This is a genomic window from Enterobacter cloacae complex sp. ECL414 (assembly GCF_021869685.1).
Classification (GTDB): domain Bacteria; phylum Pseudomonadota; class Gammaproteobacteria; order Enterobacterales; family Enterobacteriaceae; genus Enterobacter; species Enterobacter kobei.
On record NZ_CP091481.1, the window covers coordinates 2,393,504 to 2,411,936 of the forward strand.

18 protein-coding genes are annotated in these 18,433 nt (G+C 56.2%); 14 read left to right on the forward strand and 4 right to left on the reverse strand.

Annotated features, from left to right (window positions below):
* The first annotated feature begins 28 nt into the window (after positions 1-28).
* Positions 29-1,624, forward strand: coding sequence for an ABC transporter substrate-binding protein (locus tag L3068_RS11605; RefSeq protein ID WP_023338317.1), 1,596 nt, complete (start codon positions 29-31; stop codon positions 1,622-1,624).
* 135 nt (positions 1,625-1,759) lie between these two features.
* A complete protein-coding gene (locus tag L3068_RS11610; protein ID WP_023330395.1) occupies positions 1,760-2,434 on the forward strand; it encodes a DUF3313 domain-containing protein in 675 nt (224 codons plus the stop codon).
* Positions 2,435-2,468: 34 nt separating this feature from the next.
* On the opposite strand, the gene L3068_RS11615 is transcribed toward L3068_RS11610, so the two are convergent.
* Positions 2,469-3,365: a DMT family transporter gene (locus L3068_RS11615; RefSeq protein WP_023330396.1), complete on the reverse strand. Its 897-nt coding sequence runs from the start codon at positions 3,363-3,365 to the stop codon at positions 2,469-2,471.
* A 174-nt stretch (positions 3,366-3,539) separates the two neighbouring features.
* On the opposite strand from L3068_RS11615, the gene L3068_RS11620 reads away from it, so the two are divergent.
* Positions 3,540-4,412, forward strand: coding sequence for a helix-turn-helix transcriptional regulator (locus tag L3068_RS11620; protein ID WP_117581669.1), 873 nt, complete (start codon positions 3,540-3,542; stop codon positions 4,410-4,412).
* Here the strand turns inward: L3068_RS11620 and L3068_RS11625 are convergent.
* Positions 4,302-5,558 carry a benzoate/H(+) symporter BenE family transporter gene (locus tag L3068_RS11625; protein WP_023330397.1) on the reverse strand — a complete coding sequence of 419 codons (1,257 nt, stop codon included), beginning with the start codon at positions 5,556-5,558 and terminating at the stop codon, positions 4,302-4,304. The two genes, L3068_RS11620 and L3068_RS11625, sit on opposite strands and share 111 nt — an antisense overlap.
* 92 nt (positions 5,559-5,650) lie before the next feature.
* Between L3068_RS11625 and L3068_RS11630 the strand changes: the two genes are divergently transcribed.
* Both L3068_RS11630 and L3068_RS11635 read left to right on the forward strand, forming a co-directional pair.
* Complete coding sequence (locus tag L3068_RS11630) at positions 5,651-6,178, forward strand: helix-turn-helix domain-containing protein (protein ID WP_014883809.1); 528 nt, start codon at positions 5,651-5,653, stop codon at positions 6,176-6,178.
* A gap of 80 nt (positions 6,179-6,258) precedes the next feature.
* Positions 6,259-8,223 (forward strand): peptidase U32 family protein, encoded by a 1,965-nt coding sequence (locus L3068_RS11635; protein ID WP_023330399.1) that lies wholly within the window; start codon positions 6,259-6,261, stop codon positions 8,221-8,223.
* Here L3068_RS11635 and L3068_RS11640 read toward each other — a convergent pair whose 3' ends face one another.
* Positions 8,224-8,454: a DUF2554 family protein gene (locus L3068_RS11640; RefSeq protein ID WP_014883811.1), complete on the reverse strand. Its 231-nt coding sequence runs from the start codon at positions 8,452-8,454 to the stop codon at positions 8,224-8,226.
* A 243-nt stretch (positions 8,455-8,697) separates the two neighbouring features.
* On the opposite strand from L3068_RS11640, the gene L3068_RS11645 reads away from it, so the two are divergent.
* The gene (locus L3068_RS11645) at positions 8,698-9,060 is read left to right on the forward strand and encodes a hypothetical protein (protein ID WP_014883812.1); all 363 of its coding nucleotides are present in this window, start codon (positions 8,698-8,700) and stop codon (positions 9,058-9,060) included.
* 228 nt (positions 9,061-9,288) lie between these two features.
* Here L3068_RS11645 and ftrA read toward each other — a convergent pair whose 3' ends face one another.
* Complete coding sequence (ftrA, locus tag L3068_RS11650; protein WP_117581671.1) at positions 9,289-10,296, reverse strand: transcriptional regulator FtrA; 1,008 nt, start codon at positions 10,294-10,296, stop codon at positions 9,289-9,291.
* 73 nt (positions 10,297-10,369) lie between these two features.
* Here ftrA and L3068_RS11655 point away from each other — a divergent pair, with 73 nt between their 5' ends.
* The 8 genes from L3068_RS11655 to zinT all read left to right on the forward strand — a co-directional run bounded on the left by L3068_RS11655 (position 10,370) and on the right by zinT (position 18,388).
* Positions 10,370-10,783 carry a rhodanese-like domain-containing protein gene (locus tag L3068_RS11655; RefSeq protein WP_014883814.1) on the forward strand — a complete coding sequence of 138 codons (414 nt, stop codon included), beginning with the start codon at positions 10,370-10,372 and terminating at the stop codon, positions 10,781-10,783.
* Between the two features lie 156 nt (positions 10,784-10,939).
* On the forward strand, positions 10,940-12,043 hold the full coding sequence (locus L3068_RS11660) for a cobalamin-independent methionine synthase II family protein (protein WP_023330403.1): 1,104 nt from the start codon (positions 10,940-10,942) through the stop codon (positions 12,041-12,043).
* 202 nt (positions 12,044-12,245) lie between these two features.
* Positions 12,246-13,517: an urea ABC transporter substrate-binding protein gene (gene urtA / locus L3068_RS11665; protein ID WP_045282099.1), complete on the forward strand. Its 1,272-nt coding sequence runs from the start codon at positions 12,246-12,248 to the stop codon at positions 13,515-13,517.
* 24 nt (positions 13,518-13,541) lie between these two features.
* Positions 13,542-15,116, forward strand: a complete 1,575-nt coding sequence (gene urtB / locus L3068_RS11670) for an urea ABC transporter permease subunit UrtB (protein WP_047344234.1) — start codon at positions 13,542-13,544, stop codon at positions 15,114-15,116.
* Positions 15,116-16,189, forward strand: coding sequence for an urea ABC transporter permease subunit UrtC (gene urtC / locus L3068_RS11675; RefSeq protein WP_023330406.1), 1,074 nt, complete (start codon positions 15,116-15,118; stop codon positions 16,187-16,189). The genes urtB and urtC overlap by 1 nt, the downstream gene beginning before the upstream one ends.
* On the forward strand, positions 16,189-16,986 hold the full coding sequence (urtD, locus tag L3068_RS11680; RefSeq protein WP_023330407.1) for an urea ABC transporter ATP-binding protein UrtD: 798 nt from the start codon (positions 16,189-16,191) through the stop codon (positions 16,984-16,986). Before urtC ends, urtD begins: the two co-directional genes overlap by 1 nt.
* A 9-nt stretch (positions 16,987-16,995) precedes the next feature.
* Positions 16,996-17,694, forward strand: a complete 699-nt coding sequence (urtE, locus tag L3068_RS11685; protein WP_014883820.1) for an urea ABC transporter ATP-binding subunit UrtE — start codon at positions 16,996-16,998, stop codon at positions 17,692-17,694.
* Positions 17,695-17,746: 52 nt separating this feature from the next.
* Positions 17,747-18,388: a metal-binding protein ZinT gene (gene zinT, locus L3068_RS11690; RefSeq protein WP_117581673.1), complete on the forward strand. Its 642-nt coding sequence runs from the start codon at positions 17,747-17,749 to the stop codon at positions 18,386-18,388.
* Positions 18,389-18,433 lie beyond the last annotated feature (45 nt).

The window sequence follows — 18,433 nt, forward strand, 5'->3', positions numbered from 1 at the left end:
CGTCGAATTAAAAAGACAGGAATAAATGATGACAAGCAAACGCACAACATTAATGCTGGCACTTGCTGCGCTTACGGTCAGTTCCTCCGTTGCCGCGAAAACGCTGGTGTATTGCTCCGAAGGGTCACCGGAAAACTTTAATCCTCAGTTATATACCTCAGGCACCAGCGTGGATGCCAGCGCCGTACCGGTCTATAACCGGCTGGTCGATTTCAAACCCGGCACCACAGAACTGGTGCCGAGCCTGGCAGAGCGCTGGGAGGTGAGCGATGACGGTAAGGTTTACACCTTCCATCTGCGCCAGGGCGTGAAATTTCAGAGCAATAAATCCTTCACGCCGACCCGGGACTTTAACGCCGATGACGTGATCTTCTCGTTTATGCGCCAGAAAGACGTCAATCATCCTTATCACAACGTCTCTAACGGCAGCTACTCCAACTTTGAAAGCCTGGAGTTTGGCAGCCTGATAACCGCCATTGATAAAGTCGATGACCACACCGTGCGCTTTACCCTGGCACACCCGGAAGCGCCGTTTGTCGCCGATCTGGCCTGGTATTTTGCCTCGATTCTCTCTGCCGAGTATGCCGATGCGATGCTGAAAGCAGGCACGCCGGAGAAGGTGGATATGGAGCCGATCGGCACCGGGCCGTTTAAGCTGGCGCAGTATCAAAAAGATTCCCGCATCCTGTTCACGGCGTTTGCCGACTACTGGCAGGGCAAATCAAAGCTGGACCGGCTGGTGTTTACCATCACGCCGGATGCCTCCGTACGTTCTGCCAAAATTGAAAAGAACGAGTGTCAGGTAATGCCGTTCCCGAACCCGGCGGACCTGCCGCGCATGAAAGCCAATAAAAATATTAACCTGATGAGCAAAGCCGGGTTGAATACCGGTTTCCTGGCGTTTAATACGCAAAAACCGCCGCTGGATAATGTGAACGTCCGCCGGGCGCTGGCGATGGCCATCAATAAGCCCGCCATTATCGACGCGGTGTTCCACGGCACCGGAACCGTCGCGAAAAATCTGTTGCCGCCCGGCGTCTGGAGCGCCAACAGCGAGCTAAAGGATTACGCGTACGATCCTGAAAAAGCAAAAGCGTTGCTGAAAGAGGCGGGTCTTGCTAACGGCGTGAGCATTGACCTGTGGGCGATGCCGGTGCAGCGGCCCTATAACCCGAATGCGAAACGTATGGCCGAGATGATTCAGGCTGACTGGGCGAAAATCGGCGTACAAACCCACATTGTCACTTACGAATGGGGAGAATACCTCAAGCGGGTGAAGGGCGGGGAGCATCAGGCTGCGCTGATGGGCTGGACGACCGCAACGGGCGATCCTGACAACTTCTTTGGTCCGCTGTTTACCTGTACGTCGGCAAATGGCGGCTCCAATTCGGCGAAATGGTGCTATAAACCGTTTGATAACCTCATCGCCGAAGCAAAATCGATAACCGATCACGATAAACGTGTGGCGCTGTATCAAGAGGCCCAGCAGATGATGCATGACCAGATGCCGGCGGTCATGATTGCCCACTCAACGATTTTCGAGCCGGTGCGCAAGGAGGTGAAAGGCTACGAAATCGATCCGTTTGGCAAACATATCTTCTGGCAGGTGGATATCAATCCGTAATTTTTCGCTGCCCGGTATGAAGCCGGGCCTTCTTTTTGCAATTTGTGCTACTTACATCATTTTTTGTCACAACAAACCCGCCTGACTTTTGCTATAACTTCAAATGCATACTTGCAGATAACATGGAAAACTATCATGCGTACTCAAACTTTTTTTAAAGTTGCAGTGCTTACTGGTTTATTGGCCCTGGCAGGCTGTTCTTCAAAAGTCGCCGCCCCCGAACAATATTCAGGCTTTTTAAAAGATTACTCCGGCTTGCAACAGACGACATCTGCGACGGGCAAACCGACGCTGCGCTGGGTCGATCCTAATTATAACGAAGCGAATTACGACAGTATTATCTGGACGCCGATTACCTATTACCCTACGCCTAAACCGACCACTCAGATTGGGCAGAAAACCCTTGATGAGCTGTTGAACTACACCAATACCAAAATGAAAACGGCTATTGGTACTCGTAAGCCTATAGTGGCGACACCAGGTAAACATAGCCTGATTTTCCGGGGTGCCATTACAGGGGTGAGTTCGCAGAAAGAAGGCCTGCAGTTCTACGAAGTGGTGCCTGTCGCGCTGGTGGTGGCGGGGACGCAGATGGCAACCGGCCATCGCACCATGGATACCCATCTCTTCTTTGAAGGTGAGCTGATCGACGCAGCCACCAACAAACCGGTGATGAAGGTGGTTCGTAAGGGCGAAGGTAAAGAGCTGAGCAACGAAAGTACGCCAATGACCTTTGCGACGCTGAAGCAGGTTGTGGATGATATGGCGACAGATGCCACCATGTTTGATGTGCATAAAACAGCAAAATAAATCATGCACGGCCTGCAGATTGCAGGCCGTTTTTTTACGCCGTCCGTAAACGCCTGAACCAGGTTTCGGGTTTAGTGAACATCACCATATTCCCACCCAGAATCAGCAGTAAACCGACGATCCCGTTGAGATGCCAGACGTAGCCTTCATACACCGTTGAGATGGAGAGCGCTACCAGCGGGAAGAGTAGCGTGCTGTACGCCGCTTTCCCGGGGCCAATACGCCCGACCAGCGTGAAGTAAGCGCCGAAAGCAATCACCGAACCAAACAGAGCCAGATAGAGCAGTGCGCCGATGTAGCTCACCGTCCATTCCGGGGTAAAGCTGTCCCCTCTGAAGAGGGCAATGCAGCCCATCACCAGCGTACCGTAAAGCATCGCCCAGGCGTTGGTGGTCATGGTTTCCAGGCCTCTGCGCTGATGGCGCATGCTGATCATGTTGCCCAGCGAGAAACCATAGGTTCCGAGCGCAGAAAGGCCAATGCCCGTCAGAAGCGATACGCTCCAGCCGCTGGCAAGTAGATCGTCCCAGAAAAGGGTAATAATCCCGACCAGACCCAATGCCGCCGCCGTCCAGAAACGCGCGGGCGGGCGCTGCCCAAAGAAAATAAAGCTATTAATGGCGTTATAGAGCACCGCCATGGAGAAGATGACGGATTCCAGCCCGGTATTGATGTGCGCGGCCGCGGTATAAAAGCACCAGAAGTTAAAGCAGAAAACGCAGCATCCCTGAAGCATGCAAAAAAGGTGATCCCGTAGCGCCAGCTTACGCAGTCGACGCAGGGCAAGTAACACCACCATCATCGTGGCGCTGGCCACGGCGAAACGCCAGAAAATCGACACCGGGGCCGCCACGGGACCTTGCTGCAGGAAAATGGCAATCCAGGTGGTTCCCCAGATGACCACGACCAGTCCGTATAATAATGCGTTCATATCATTTCTCTTCTCAAACCACGAAAGCCCGCAGTATGGCGCTGAAAAGCGCCGTGGGCTTTCACCGGCTTGCGGCAGACTTGCAAAATCTTGCGCTTTTTTCTCTCCGGGGGACTGGCAACGGGGAACAACAATTCTTAGACTGACAGTTCGATCACTCACGCGCTAACGGTTATGTCTCACGCTTACGATACCTTTGAAACGCTTAGTCAGCAGAATGCCGTCCTGCGGGAGACGGTCTCGCTGAACTCGGGTATTCAACTGGCGGCGTGGTACAACAAGCACGATACGATAACGGTTAAAAGCAATCATCACACCCTGAGCCTGTACGTGGCCGACGGTTATGAGAGCTATCAAAAAACGCCGGGCGGCTGGAAGAACGGCGGGGGACCGGACCGTTTCTGCCTGATGCCGAAAGAGAGTGAATCGACGTGGGATATCCGTGATGACCTGTCGTTTGTCCATCTCTACTGCACCGATGAACACCTGCGCGACGTGAGCGAAAAAATCTGGGATAAGCGGCCGCTGTCGCTGACGCTGGACGAACGCATTTTTGGCAGTGACCCGAAGATCACCGCGCTGTATCGCCAGTTTTTACTTGGCTGCGACTGGCAGCAGCAGGCCAATCAGCTCACCCTGAGTACAGCATCCACGTTGCTGATGACCCATCTGCTGCAAAACTACTCCAACGTTCAGTGGAAGCTGCCGATCGTCACCGGCGGGTTATCGCCTTTCGTTCTGCGCAACGTGCTGGCCTTCATAGAAGAGCATCTTGGCCAGCCGTTAACCCTGGCCGAGCTGGCGGCGCAGGCAGCCCTCAGCGAATACCATTTTGCCCGCATGTTCCGCCAGTCGACGGGACTGGCACCGCATCAGTACGTGATGCAGCGACGCATGGAAAAAGCAAAAAACCTGGTGCAGCATAGCGCAATGCCACTAACGGACATCGCGCTGGCCTGCGGATTTAACTCCGCCAGCCACTTCAGTAACCGTTTCCGCAGCGTGATGGGTATGACGCCGTCCCAGCTGCGCGCGGCGAGCGCGTGAAAACAGGGCATAGCATATCCCGCCCAGCACCAGCCCCCAGAATGCCGAACCGATGCCCAGAAGGGTGACGCCGCTCGCGGTCATCAGAAACGTGACGATGGCTGCGTCACGTTCGGCTTCATGATTCAGGGCCTGAAATAAACTCCCGCTGAGGGTTCCAAGCAACGCCAGCCCCGCCAGGGTCTGGATCCAGCTCAGCGGCAGTGCAGCCATGATCCCGGTAATAGACCCGCCGAAAACTCCAGCCAGCAGATAAAACCCACCGGCTGCAATGGCCGCCAGCCAGCGTTTAGTCGTATCCGGGTGGGCATCAGCGCTTTGACAGATGGCGGCGGTAATGGCCGCGATGCAGATGGAGAAGACGCCAAAGGGGGAAAGCAGCAGCGCCAGGCCACCGGTAACGATGATGAGCGGTGAGACCGCCAGCGAGTAGCCGGAGGCTTTCATCGTGGCGAAGCCCGGCGCATTCTGTGAGGCCATGGTCACCAGGAAGAAGGGCAAACCGATACTCACCAGGCTGGTAAAAGTAAAGTCGGGGGCAATAAACTCAGGCATCACAACGGAGAGGCTGACTTTATCGGTGGCAACGTCACCACTTATCCATGCCACGAGACCACCTGCCAGCAGCGTAACCACGATGGCATAGCGCGGCGCCAGCGCTTTTGCCAGCAGCCACGCGGCAATCATGCTGCCGCACAGCAGAAAGTGGCCGTCAAGATGCGCAAACGCGTGCAGGCCAAACTGCAGAAGCACGCCTGCCAGCATGGCGGCCGCGAGCGAATGGGGGATCAGCGTCATCAGACGAGCGAAAAGCCCCGTAATGCCGCAGAGTAAAATAAGCGCGTTAGCGAAGATAAATACACCGATAGTTTCAGACAGCGTCACCCCTTGCAGGCTGGTGGCGAGCAGGGCGGCCCCGGGGGTTGACCAGGCCGTCAGTACCGGCGCTTTAAACCACCAGGAGAGCGCCAGCGTGCTGACCCCCATCCCAATCCCCAGCGCGGTCATCCAGCCCGCGATTTGCTGCGCGCTGGCACCTGCCGCGGCGGCGGCTTGCCAGATAATGGCGGCCGAACTGGCATAACCCACCAGGACGGCGACAAATCCAGCCAGTGTGACTGGAATAAGATGAGAGGAAGGGCGCATGGCAACTCCGTTGTGCGTTATAACGTCCGTATTACGGTAGCACTGTGCGTTATAGCGTACAAGTGGTATGATCATCGGCACCAGGAGGGAACATGGACATCACACAACATCTTGCAGCAACACTGAAAACACTGCGTCAGGCACGTGGCTGGAGCCTGTCAAAGCTGGCGGACGAGGCCGGCGTGTCGAAAGCGATGCTCGGCCAAATTGAGCGCAATGAATCCAGCCCGACGGTATCGACCCTGTGGAAAATCGCCACCGGGCTGAACGTTCCGTTTTCCGCGTTCATCACGCCAGAGGCAGACAGGCAGGCTGTGTTTGATCCCCAGCAGCAGGCGATGGTCGTCAAACCGCTCTTTCCGTGGGATGAGACCCTGAGGTTCGATCATTTCTCTATTACGCTGGCGGCGGGTGCCCTGAGCGAATCCACGCCCCATGAGGCGGGCGTGATTGAACATGTGGTGGTCATTAGCGGAGAGCTGGAGATGAAAATCGACGGCGAATGGCAGACGGTTTATGCCGACTCGGGCGTCCGTTTTGCCGGTGATAAACCGCATGCCTACCGCAACAGCAGCGACCGGCCGGTGCATTTTCACTCTCTGATCCATTATCCCCGCTGAGGCTACGCAAAACTGTTTCGCTGTCGTAGACTTCTGACTACAATAGCCGCCATTTTGACCATAACGGATAACGACGAAGTATGCGCCTGCAATCCCATCATCTTGAACTTTTAAGCCCGGCCCGTGACGCCGCCATTGCCCGTGAAGCGATCCTTCACGGCGCGGACGCCGTCTATATTGGCGGCCCTGGCTTTGGTGCCCGCCATAACGCCAGCAACAGCCTGCGCGATATTGCCGACCTGGTGCCGTTCGCCCACCGTTTCGGGGCGAAAGTGTTCGTGACCCTGAACACCATTCTTCATGATGATGAGCTGGAGCCTGCGCAACGACTGATCGCCGATCTCTATCAGACCGGCGTCGATGCCCTGATTGTTCAGGATATGGGGGTTCTGGAGCTGGATATTCCGCCCATTGAACTGCACGCCAGTACCCAGTGTGATATCCGCACGGTGGAGAAGGCGAAGTTCCTCTCCGACGTCGGCTTTTCGCAGATCGTTCTGGCCCGTGAGCTGAACCTGAATCAGATCCGTGATATCCACCAGGCGACAGACGCGACGATCGAGTTCTTTATCCACGGCGCGCTGTGCGTGGCCTATTCCGGTCAGTGCAACATTTCCCACGCCCAGACGGGCCGTAGCGCCAACCGTGGCGACTGTTCGCAGGCCTGCCGTCTGCCATATACCCTGAAAGACGATCAGGGCCGCGTAGTGGCGTTCGAAAAACACCTCCTCTCCATGAAGGATAACGATCAGACCGCCAACCTGGGCGCGCTGATTGATGCGGGCGTCCGTTCCTTCAAGATTGAAGGGCGTTATAAAGACATGAGCTACGTGAAGAATATCACCGCGCACTACCGTCAGATGCTGGACGCCATCATCGAAGACCGCGGCGATCTGGCGCGCGCGTCGGCAGGTCGTACCGAGCATTTCTTTATTCCGTCGACGGACAAAACCTTCCACCGCGGCAGCACGGACTATTTCGTGAACGCCCGTAAAGGCGATATCGGCGCGTTCGACTCACCGAAGTTCATCGGTTTACCGGTCGGTGAAGTGCTGAAGGTGGCGAAAGATCATCTTGATGTTGAAGTGACGGAGCCGTTGGCGAATGGCGATGGCCTGAACGTGATGATTAAGCGTGAAGTGGTGGGCTTCAGGGCTAATACGGTGGAAAAAACCGGTGAAAATCGCTATCGCGTATGGCCGAATGAAATGCCTGCCGATCTCTACAAGGCGCGTCCGAACGCGCCACTTAACCGTAACCTCGATCATAACTGGCAGCAGGCGCTGCTGAAAACCTCCAGCGAGCGTCGTATCGCGGTGGATATCGAGCTTGGCGGCTGGGAAGAACAGCTGATTCTGACCATGACCTGTGAAGACGGTATCAGCGTGACGCATACGCTGGATGGCCTGTTCGAGGTGGCAAACAACGCGGAAAAAGCGCTTAACAGCCTGAAGGATGGCGTGGCGAAGCTGGGGCAGACGATTTACTACGCGCGCGCTATCGAGGTTAACCTGCCGGACGCGCTGTTTGTGCCGAACAGCCTGCTTAACCAGTTCCGCCGTGAAACGGCAGAGCTGCTGGATGAAGCGCGTCTGGCCCAGTATCCACGCGGTAGCCGTAAAGCGGAAGTTGTTCCGGCCCCGGTATACCCGGACACGCATTTATCTTTCCTGGCGAACGTCTACAACCATAAGGCGCGTGAATTCTATCATCGCCACGGTGTGCAGCTGATCGACGCGGCCTATGAAGCGCATGAAGAGAAGGGTGACGTGCCGGTGATGATCACCAAGCACTGTCTCCGCTTCGCCTTCAATCTGTGCCCGAAACAGGCAAAAGGCAATATTAAGAGCTGGAAAGCGACGCCCATGCAGCTGGTCAACGGTGATGAAGTCCTTACCCTGAAGTTTGACTGCCGTCCCTGCGAAATGCATGTTATTGGCAAGATGAAAAACCATATTTTCAAAATGCCGCAGCCGGGCAGCATTGTCGCTTCCGTCAGTCCTGACGATCTGATGAAAACCCTGCCAAAACGTAAGGGGAGCTAACTACCTTACGTGCGTCTCCGGTTTGCGCGATTTCTGCCACAGGTGGTGTTCGCGCAAACCCTCCGCTGACTCTTCCGCTGCGCTGCGTAATTCATCGCTGTCGGCCTCGTGCCGCAGCTGATGCCCCACATTCTTTACCCATACATATTCATGCCCTTTGTGCCCGGCCATAAGCTGCCCTGAAAACAGCGCACAAATAAGCATGACGAGAGATAACCCTTTTTTAATCATGGTTTCACCGCTGAGTGACGTTGCGGGGATAATCATGGCGATTATTTCTTAGTGTTATTATTCAATAATTCAAAGTACGGCAAAGAAAATGTCAAATAGTGTTGGCTCAGAATTGTTTTTAAGAAATATCCTAAATGCGCCTAAAGCACTGTCAACTACCACTTCTGGACCATAAACAGGCGTTTGAATTAGGGATAATCCTATATAATAGGGATTCTCTGGCTAAGGAATGAGTCTTAATAAATGAAAAAAATAATCGCGTTTGCGCTCCTCGTGGCTGCCGTGGGTGCTACGGCAGGGGTTCGCTATATCGGGAATGACGAACCAGAATATATTCAGTCCGCAGAAACCCGTGTTGGTTCATATTTAACCAGCGATTACGGGCGTGTAGCCTGCAATAGCAAAAAAGTAGACGATCAACGCTGGGAATTAGATTGCCTGCATCAGGCAAGAGGAAAAGTATTCCAGTTTGCGGTGTATCCTTCTGAAAAAGCCCCCTATGGTGTTTCGCGTTCGTTTTATCTCGAAGCGATTAATGATGAAGCAAAACAGAGCGCCGAACAGGGTCTGATGCGTTATTTGCAAATCAACACGAAGGCGAGTTAATAGAGCTGTTTAGCTTTCGTTAAGTTAATCAGTGTTAGTTTGTAAGGGATCCGCAGCCCGACCATGGAGCGTCGGGGACGTAGAGACCAAAATACAAATCTATCCATGCAAGCATTTACCGCCAGATAATGGCGGTTTTTTTTTGCCATTTCGCGTATGTGCCCCTCATCCCAGCCCTCTCCCTCAGGGAGAGGGGCGTCTGTGTCGGTATTATGTTGTGGGGATCCCTCAGCGGGCAGGACCTGGACGCGAAAATTGCTTGCGGTACTGGGCCGGCGAAAGGGCAAATTGCTGACGAAAGTGGTGGCGCAACGTCGCCGCCTGTCCAAAACCGGTCTGTTCAGCGATGCTGTCGATGCTCAACCGACTGCTTTCCAGGTAATCTTTTGCTCTCAACAGACGCTCATTGATCAGCCAGCGCGACGGTGTCGTTCCCGTTGCCGCCTCGAAGCGACGAAGGAAGGTACGCTGGCTCATGCCCACCCGACGCGCCAGCGAGTCGACGCTGTGCGGTTCAACGAGATGGTTGTGCAGGAAATCAAACAGCTGTCCCAGACGCTGGCTCTCCCGTAGCTGTGCCACCGGGCGGCTCAGCTGTTGCGGCTGCGAACCATCCCGGTGGGGAGGAATAACCAGCCGACGCGCCACGCTGTTGGCGGTTTCCATGCCATAATCCCGGCGGACGACGTGCAGACAGAGATCGATGCCCGCCGCGCTACCAGCAGAAGTCAGAATATCCCCCTCGTCCTGATAGAGTACGTCTTCAACCACGTCGATGTCAGGGTAGCGGGCTTTAAGCGCCTCAATGTAGCGCCAGTGGGTTGTGGCTTTGCGCCCGTTCAACAGTCCCGTTGCGGCCAGCACAAACACACCCGAGCAGATGGACAGCAGCTGGCATCCACGAGCGCTGGCCTGGCGCAATGCGTCGCACAGGGCCCTGGGAACCGGCGCGTCCAGTCCCCGCCAGCCGGGAACCACGATCAGATCCGCAGACTCAAGCAGGCTCAAATCACCATCAGTCACCATGCGGATCCCGCCCGTCGCCCGCAATTCTCCGCTATCCACACCTGCCACAGCAAAGCGATACCAGGCGTCGCCCAGCTCAGGACGTGGCAGGCCAAAAATCTCAACCGCCACGCCAAACTCAAAGGTACAGAGGCCGTCATACGCCAGCACCACCACCTGAGGGCGGGAAACCTGTCTTAAGTTTGTCATCTTTTTGCTGTTTTCTGGCATAAGCAAGCGCATTCATGGGCTGAATTTGTGGATAGAGTAGTGTTAACACAAACGCCAAAGATGAGGAAGGATCATGAGCTATGTTACTGAATTTCCGGCTGCCGAGCCGCAGGAAGCCGTTACCCATTTTCTGCGTCGCCTGAGTGTCGAAACCGACTGTGCCGATGTGCATCATGCCATCGCCAGTCATGAGCAGGACTTCGTGCTGCTGCATGTGGTAGGGAGTGCGGAACAATTTGCCCGACGTCATGTCCCCGGCGCACTGCACATGCCGTGGAGCCAGATTACTGCTGAACGCATGGCCCGGTGGCCGGACGGCACGCTGTTTGTCGTTTACTGCGCGGGGCCGCACTGTAACGGCGCGGACAGGGCTGCGCTGAAGCTGGCGCGACTCGGGTTGCCGGTCAAAATCATGCTGGGCGGTATCACCGGCTGGGAAGATGAACGCTACGCGTTTGCCAGTCAGGGATCCGTTTCCGCCCTGTGAAGATGAATTTTTTTCAACACCCGTGAAATTTTCTCGTTTGCCGGAGCCGGTGAGGTATGACATCTTTTTTGGACATTTAGACATCCAGAAGTCTAAAGATTCAAATAATGAATTATCACTGCCGGCAATTATTACCGTCAGACAGAGGAGATTTCCATGCAACGACAGCACGCCCCATACCGCGCCGATGTAGTAGGCAGTTTTTTACGTCCGGATGCCATTAAACAGGCCCGCCTGAAGTTCGCCAGCGGTGAGATAGATGCCGCACAGCTTCGCGCGGTGGAGGACGATGCCATTCGCCACGTCGTCGAGCAGCAGTGTGCGTGCGGTCTGCATGTGGTGACCGACGGTGAATTTCGCCGTGCCTGGTGGCACTTCGATTTCTTCGATGGCCTGCAGGGGGTTGAGCGTTACGATTCGCAGCAGGGTATTCAGTTCAACGGTGTACAGACCAAAGCCCACGGCGTGCGCGTCACCGGCAAGCTGGGCTTTGGCGATCATCCGATGCTGGACGATTTCCGCTATCTGAAAAGCATCAGCGGTAATGCGCAGCCGAAGATGACCATTCCCAGCCCAAGCGTGCTTCATTTCCGCGGCGGCCGCAAAGATATCGACGCGACGGTTTACCCGGACCTGAACGTCTATTTTGACGATCTGGCGACCACCTGGCGCGACGCTATCCGGGCCTTCTATGATGCAGGCTGCCGTTACCTGCAACTTGACGACACCGTCTGGGCCTACCTCTGTTCGGACGATCAGCGTCGTCAGATCCGCGAGCGCGGCGATGATGCCGATGAGCTGGCGCAGATCTACGCCCGCGTGCTGAACAAGGCGCTGGAAGGTAAACCGGACGATCTGACCATCGGGCTGCATGTCTGCCGCGGCAACTTCCGTTCAACCTGGATTTCGGAAGGGGGATACGAGCCGGTGGCGGAAGTGCTGTTCGGTACGGTGAACGTAGATGCCTTCTTCCTGGAATATGATAACGACCGCAGCGGTGATTTTGCGCCACTGCGCTTTATTCGCCCGGGCAAGCAGCAGGTGGTGCTGGGTCTGATAACCACCAAAAACGGAGAGCTGGAGAACCCGGAAGGGGTTAAAGCCCGTCTGGAAGAGGCGGCAAAATACGTGGCCAAAGAGCAGATCTGCCTCAGCCCGCAGTGCGGCTTTGCCTCGACCGAAGAGGGCAACAGCCTGAGTGAAACTCAGCAGTGGGACAAAGTCCGTCTGGTGACACAGATCGCCAGTGAAGTCTGGTAAAAACACCGCCCTAGCGCTGCATTATAAAAGTGCAGCGCTGTGCCATTCTGAGTCGTTCTCTTTACATCCCGCGTTCAATCTCCCGCCATAGCGCAATGTTCATTCTGGCATCCTTTTTGCTCCTGCTTCGCTGACACATTTTTTTCCGCGTCCATGCCGTAACGGACGTTTTTGCACAGCGTTCTTTTTCAGGAGTGAAAATATGCAGCGTCGTACCTTATTAAAAGCCTTTGCGTTATCCGCGTCCGTCGCGGCGATGGGAATGAGTTTTGGTGTGCAGGCGGCCGATACCATCAAAGTGGGGATCATGCATTCTTTGTCCGGCACGATGGCCATCTCCGAAACCCCGCTGAAAGATGTCGCGCTGATGACCATTGACGAGATCAACGCCAAAGGGGGCGTACTGGGGAAAAAACTGGAGCCGGTGGTGGTGGATCCCGCTTCAAACTGGCCGCTGTTTGCCGAGAAAGCGCGTCAGCTGCTGAGCCAGGATAAAGTCGCGGTGGTGTTTGGCTGCTGGACCTCCGTTTCGCGTAAATCGGTGCTGCCTGTCTTTGAGGAACTGAACGGCCTGCTGTTCTATCCGGTGCAGTATGAGGGTGAAGAAATGTCACCCAACGTCTTTTATACCGGTGCCGCACCGAACCAGCAGGCCATCCCGGCGGTGGAATACCTGATGAGCGAAGACGGCGGCGCGGCGAAACGCTTCTTCCTCTTGGGCACCGACTACGTCTACCCGCGCACCACCAACAAGATCCTGCGTGCGTTCCTGCATTCGAAAGGCGTTGAGGATAAGGACATCGAAGAGGTTTACACCCCATTTGGTCATAGCGACTACCAGACGATTGTCGCCAACATCAAGAAATTCTCCGCAGGCGGCAAAACTGCCGTGGTCTCGACCATCAATGGCGATTCCAACGTGCCGTTCTATAAAGAGCTGGCAAACCAGGGGCTGAAAGCAACCGACGTGCCGGTAGTGGCGTTCTCCGTCGGTGAAGAAGAGCTGCGCGGTATCGACACCAAACCGCTGGTGGGTAACCTGGCTGCGTGGAACTATTTTGAGTCCGTGGACAACCCCACTAACCAGGCCTTCGTGGCGGATTACAAAGCCTATGCGAAAGTGCACAAACTGCCGAATGCCGACACTGTCGTCACCAACGACCCAATGGAAGCCACTTACGTAGGGATCCATATGTGGGCGCAGGCGGTGGAAAAAGCGGGGACGACCGACGTAGATAAAGTGCGTGCCGCAATGGCCGGCCAATCGTTTAAAGCGCCTTCCGGCTTTACGCTCACCATGGATGCCACCAACCATCATCTTCATAAGCCAGTCATGATCGGTGAAATTGAAGGCAACGGCCAGTTCAACGTGGTGTGGCAGACGGAACAGCCGGTCCGCGCACAACCGTGGAGTCCGTTCATCGCCGGGAATGACAAAAAGCCCGACCAGCCGATGAAAACCGCCAGCAACTAAGCCATCACCTCAGGGAGACAAGCCATGAACGTCATGCGCACGATCGTCGCTCTTATATGGCTTACCGGACTGCTGCCAGGGATGGCGCAGGCATCGGATGCCGATCGTTTCGTTGCTGCCAGCCGCACCCAGCAGGCGGAATTACTGACGCAGTGGGCCGCCGCGCCGGATGCCGCCAGGCTGCCGCTGCTTCAGGCGTTGCAAAAGGAAAACCTGTATACCGACAGCCAAAAGCACGCTTTTGCGCAGCGTAATGGCGGAATGGTTCCCCTCGGTGAAGCAAAGGCGACTGAAGGGCAGACCAAAGCGGTACGGCTGACGAACCGACTGCGCGTACTTGCTGCCACGGCTATCGCTACGCATCAGCTGGTCAGTGACAGTGTCACGGAAAGGCGGGCGGCGGCCCGTCAACTGCAGCGAGATGCGCAACCTGCGATGCTCGCTTTTCTGGAAAATCGGGTAAACCGTGAAACGGATGCGGTAGCGCGTCAGACGCTGCTGCTGGCGGTGGCGAATCTCCAGCTGGCAAGCCCGCAGGCGGAGGTGCGTCGCCACGCTGCTGAACTGTTAGGCCAGTCCGACGATCCGGACGTGGTGTCCCGACTCACCCCGTATACCCAGGCGCAGACCGAGCCGGACGCCGGCGTTCGCGCCGCTGCCGAAGAGAGCCTTAACCAGATTACGCACCGCCTGATGTGGGGCGATCTGCTGGGTCAGGCGTTTATGGGGCTTTCCCTCGGTTCGGTGCTGCTGCTGGCTGCGCTGGGGCTGGCTATCACCTACGGCCTGCTGGGCGTCATCAATATGGCGCACGGTGAAATGCTGATGCTGGGCGCGTATGCCACCTGGATGGTGCAGCAGGCCATGACCAGCCTCGCGCCACAGTGGCTGGCGCTCTATCCGGTTATCGCCTTACCGGTCGCGTTCTGCCTGACGGCGGCAATCGGAATGGTGCTGGAGCGCACCGTGATCCGTCATCTGTACGGTCGTCCGCTGGAAACGCTGCTGGCAACGTGGGGCATCAGCCTGATGCTTATCCAGCTGGTGCGCATGACGTTCGGCGCCCAGAACCTGGAGGTGGCGAACCCGGCATGGCTTTCCGGCGGGGTACAGGTTTTCGCCAACCTGACGCTGCCGTGGAACCGTATTGTGGTGCTGGGTTTTGTGCTGCTGGTACTGTTCTTTACCTGGCTGATTCTGAATAAAACCCGTCTGGGGCTAAACGTGCGCGCGGTGACGCAAAACCGCAGCATGGCTGCCTGCTGTGGGGTGCCGACAGGGCGTGTCGATATGCTCGCATTCGGGCTGGGCTCCGGCATTGCCGGGTTAGGCGGCGTGGCATTATCCCAGCTGGGTAACGTCGGACCGGAGCTGGGCCAGGGATACATCATCGACTCGTTCCTGGTGGTGGTGCTCGGTGGCGTGGGCCAGCTGGCAGGGAGCGTGGCCGCGGCCTTTGGTCTGGGCATTTTCAATAAAATCCTTGAACCACAGATGGGCGCGGTGCTGGGCAAGATCGTGATTCTGGTGGCGATCGTGCTGTTTATTCAGAAGCGTCCTCAGGGGTTATTTGCGCTGAAAGGGAGGGTTATTGACTGATGAGCCAGCCGCTTACCTTAACGCTGGCGCGCAAAGCGCCACGCACAACGCAGATCGCAGGCAGCCTGCTGGTGGCGTGTCTGCTGATATTACCGTTTTTCGCCTTACTGCCTGCAACGCATCCGCTGGCGTTATCGACCTGGATGCTGACGCTGACGGGTAAGATCCTCTGCTATGCCATCGTTGCGGTGGCGCTCGATCTGGTGTGGGGCTATGCCGGTATGCTGTCTCTTGGGCACGGTATCTTTTTCGCACTCGGCGGTTATGCGATGGGCATGTATCTGATGCGCCAGGCGGCGGGTGACGGTCTGCCCGCGTTTATGTCATTTCTCTCCTGGAGTGAGCTGCCGTGGTTCTGGTGGGGCACCCAACACTTCGCCTGGGCGCTGGTGCTGATTGTCATGGTGCCGGGGCTGCTGGCGCTGGTGTTTGGCTGGTTTGCCTTCCGCTCGAAGATCAAAGGGGTCTATTTCTCGATTATGACCCAGGCGCTGACCTATGCAGGGATGTTGCTGTTCTTTCGCAACGAGACCGGTTTTGGCGGCAATAACGGCTTCACCGGCTTTACCACGCTGCTCGGATTTTCGGTGACGGAAACCTCCACGCGTATTGCACTGTTTCTGGCGACCGTACTGTTGCTGCTCCTGGCGTTGGGGACGGGATTTGCGCTGGCAAAAAGCAAATTTGGCCGAATCCTGACCGCCGTTCGTGACGCAGAAAACCGTCTGACGTTCTGTGGTTACGACCCGCGCGGGTTCAAACTGCTGGTCTGGACGCTGTCCGCGGTGCTGTGTGGCCTGGCGGGGGCGCTCTATGTCCCGCAGGTGGGCATTATCAACCCCGGTGAAATGTCACCGACGAACTCGATAGAAGCCGCCATTTGGGTGGCGCTGGGCGGGCGCGGCACGCTGGTGGGGCCGGTGATTGGCGCGGCGCTGGTGAACGGGGCGAAGAGCTTTTTCACCGTCGCCATGCCGGAGTACTGGCAGCTGTTCCTGGGGCTGATTTTTATCGCCGTCACGCTGTTCTTACCACGCGGTGTCTACGGTCTGTTTCGTAAGGGAGAGAAATAATGCAGCCAACGGAAGGATTATTTACCCGCCAGTTGCCCGGCGACCGCTACCGTGACCAGACGGATCCGGTGCTTCAGCTTGAGGCCATTAACGTCAATTTCGACGGTTTCCAGGCGCTGACCGATCTCTCGCTGAATATCGGCGTGGGCGAGTTGCGCTGCGTGATTGGCCCCAACGGAGCCGGTAAAACCACGTTGATGGATGTGATCACCGGCAAAACGAGACCAAAAAGCGGGAGGGCTATTTACGATCAATCGATCGACCTGACCGCGCTGGAGCCTGCGGCCATAGCCCGTCAGGGGATTGGGCGAAAGTTCCAGAAACCCACGGTCTTTGAGGCGCTGACGGTGTGGGAAAACCTTGAGATCGCCATGAAAACCGATAAATCCGTCTGGGCGAGCCTGCGGGCAAAACTCAATGGTGAACAACGCGATCGCATTGATGAGATGCTGGTTTTACTGCGTCTTGGCAACGAACGCGATCGCCGCGCCGGGCTGCTGTCGCACGGGCAAAAGCAGTTTCTGGAGATAGGTATGCTGCTGGTCCAGGATCCGCATCTGTTGCTGCTGGACGAACCCGCCGCCGGGATGACCGACGCAGAGACGGAATACACCGCCGAGTTGTTCAAAACCCTGGCGGGTAAGCACTCCCTGATGGTGGTGGAGCATGACATGGGCTTTGTCGAAACCATTGCCGACCACGTGACGGTATTACATCAGGGGCGCGTGCTGGCCGAAGGCTCGCTTCGCGAGGTGCAGGCCAACGAGCAGGTGATTGAGGTCTATCTGGGGCGCTAAGGAGACAAGATGTTACAGGTTAACGAATTGAATCAGTATTACGGTGGCAGCCATATCCTGCGCGGCGTCAGTTTTGAGGCCGCCACCGGAGAAGTCACCTGCCTGCTGGGGCGCAACGGCGTCGGGAAAACGACGTTGCTGAAGTGTCTGATGGGGCTGATCCCGGCGAAAACCGGGGAGGTCATCTGGCAGGGTAAGACGATCACCCACAGCAAACCGCACCAGCGGGTACAGTCTGGCGTGGCGTATGTCCCGCAGGGACGCGAGATTTTTCCGCGCCTGACCGTGGAAGAAAATCTTCTGCTGGGGCTGTCGCGCTTTTCCGCCCGCGAGGCGAAGCAGGTACCGGAGGAGATCTGGCAGCTTTTCCCGGTGCTCAAAGAGATGAAGCACCGCCGCGGAGGCGATCTCTCCGGCGGACAACAGCAGCAACTGGCGATTGGCCGTGCGCTGGCAAGCCGCCCGCAGCTGCTGATTCTGGATGAACCGACGGAAGGCATTCAGCCTTCGGTGATAAAAGAGATTGGCCAGGTGATCCGCACGCTGGCGAACAGAGGCGATATGGCGATCCTGCTGGTCGAGCAGTTTTACGACTTTGCCGCCGAGCTGGCCGACAGCTATCTCCTGATGTCACGCGGCACCATTATCCAGCGTGGACGGGGGGAAAACATGGCGCAGGAGGGCGTTCGCGGGTTGGTTGCGATTTGAAATGTTATAATATAACATTCTCATTCTTATAAAACGGAATGAGGGGGTTATTTTGGCTGCACATGCTGGTAAATGGATCATGACTCTGGGGGCGCTGCTGGTCAGCGGCCAGCTGTTAGCGCACTCGCACGGTCATCAGATGACCGAAGCGGAGCAGAAAGCGGCGAACGGCGTGTTTGAGGATAAAAACGTGAAGGACAGAGCGCTGTCTGACTGGGACGGTACCTGGCAGTCCGTTTATCCTTTCCTGCTGGAGGGATCGCTGGATCCGGTCTTCAAACAGAAAGCGCAGAAGGATAAAAGCAAAACCTTCGACGAGGTGAAAGCCTATTATCGTAAAGGCTATGCGACGGACGTGGATGCCATTGGCATTGAAAATAACGTGATGGAGTTCCACAAGGGCAAAGCGGTTAGCCGTTGCCATTATAATTACAGCGGCTACAAAATTCTGACCTATGCGTCAGGCAAAAAAGGCGTTCGCTATCTGTTTGAGTGTCAGGATGCCAGCAGCACGGCGCCGAAGTTTGTGCAGTTCAGCGACCATACCATCGGGCCGAAAGCGTCCTCGCACTTCCATATTTTTATGGGCAACACCTCCCACGAGGCGCTGCTGAAAGAGATGGATAACTGGCCGACCTATTATCCGAATGAGATGTACAAAGAGCAGGTGGTAGAAGAAATGTTGCACCACTGATGCTTTATTGCCGGGTGGCGGCTACGGCTTACCCGGCCTACAAAT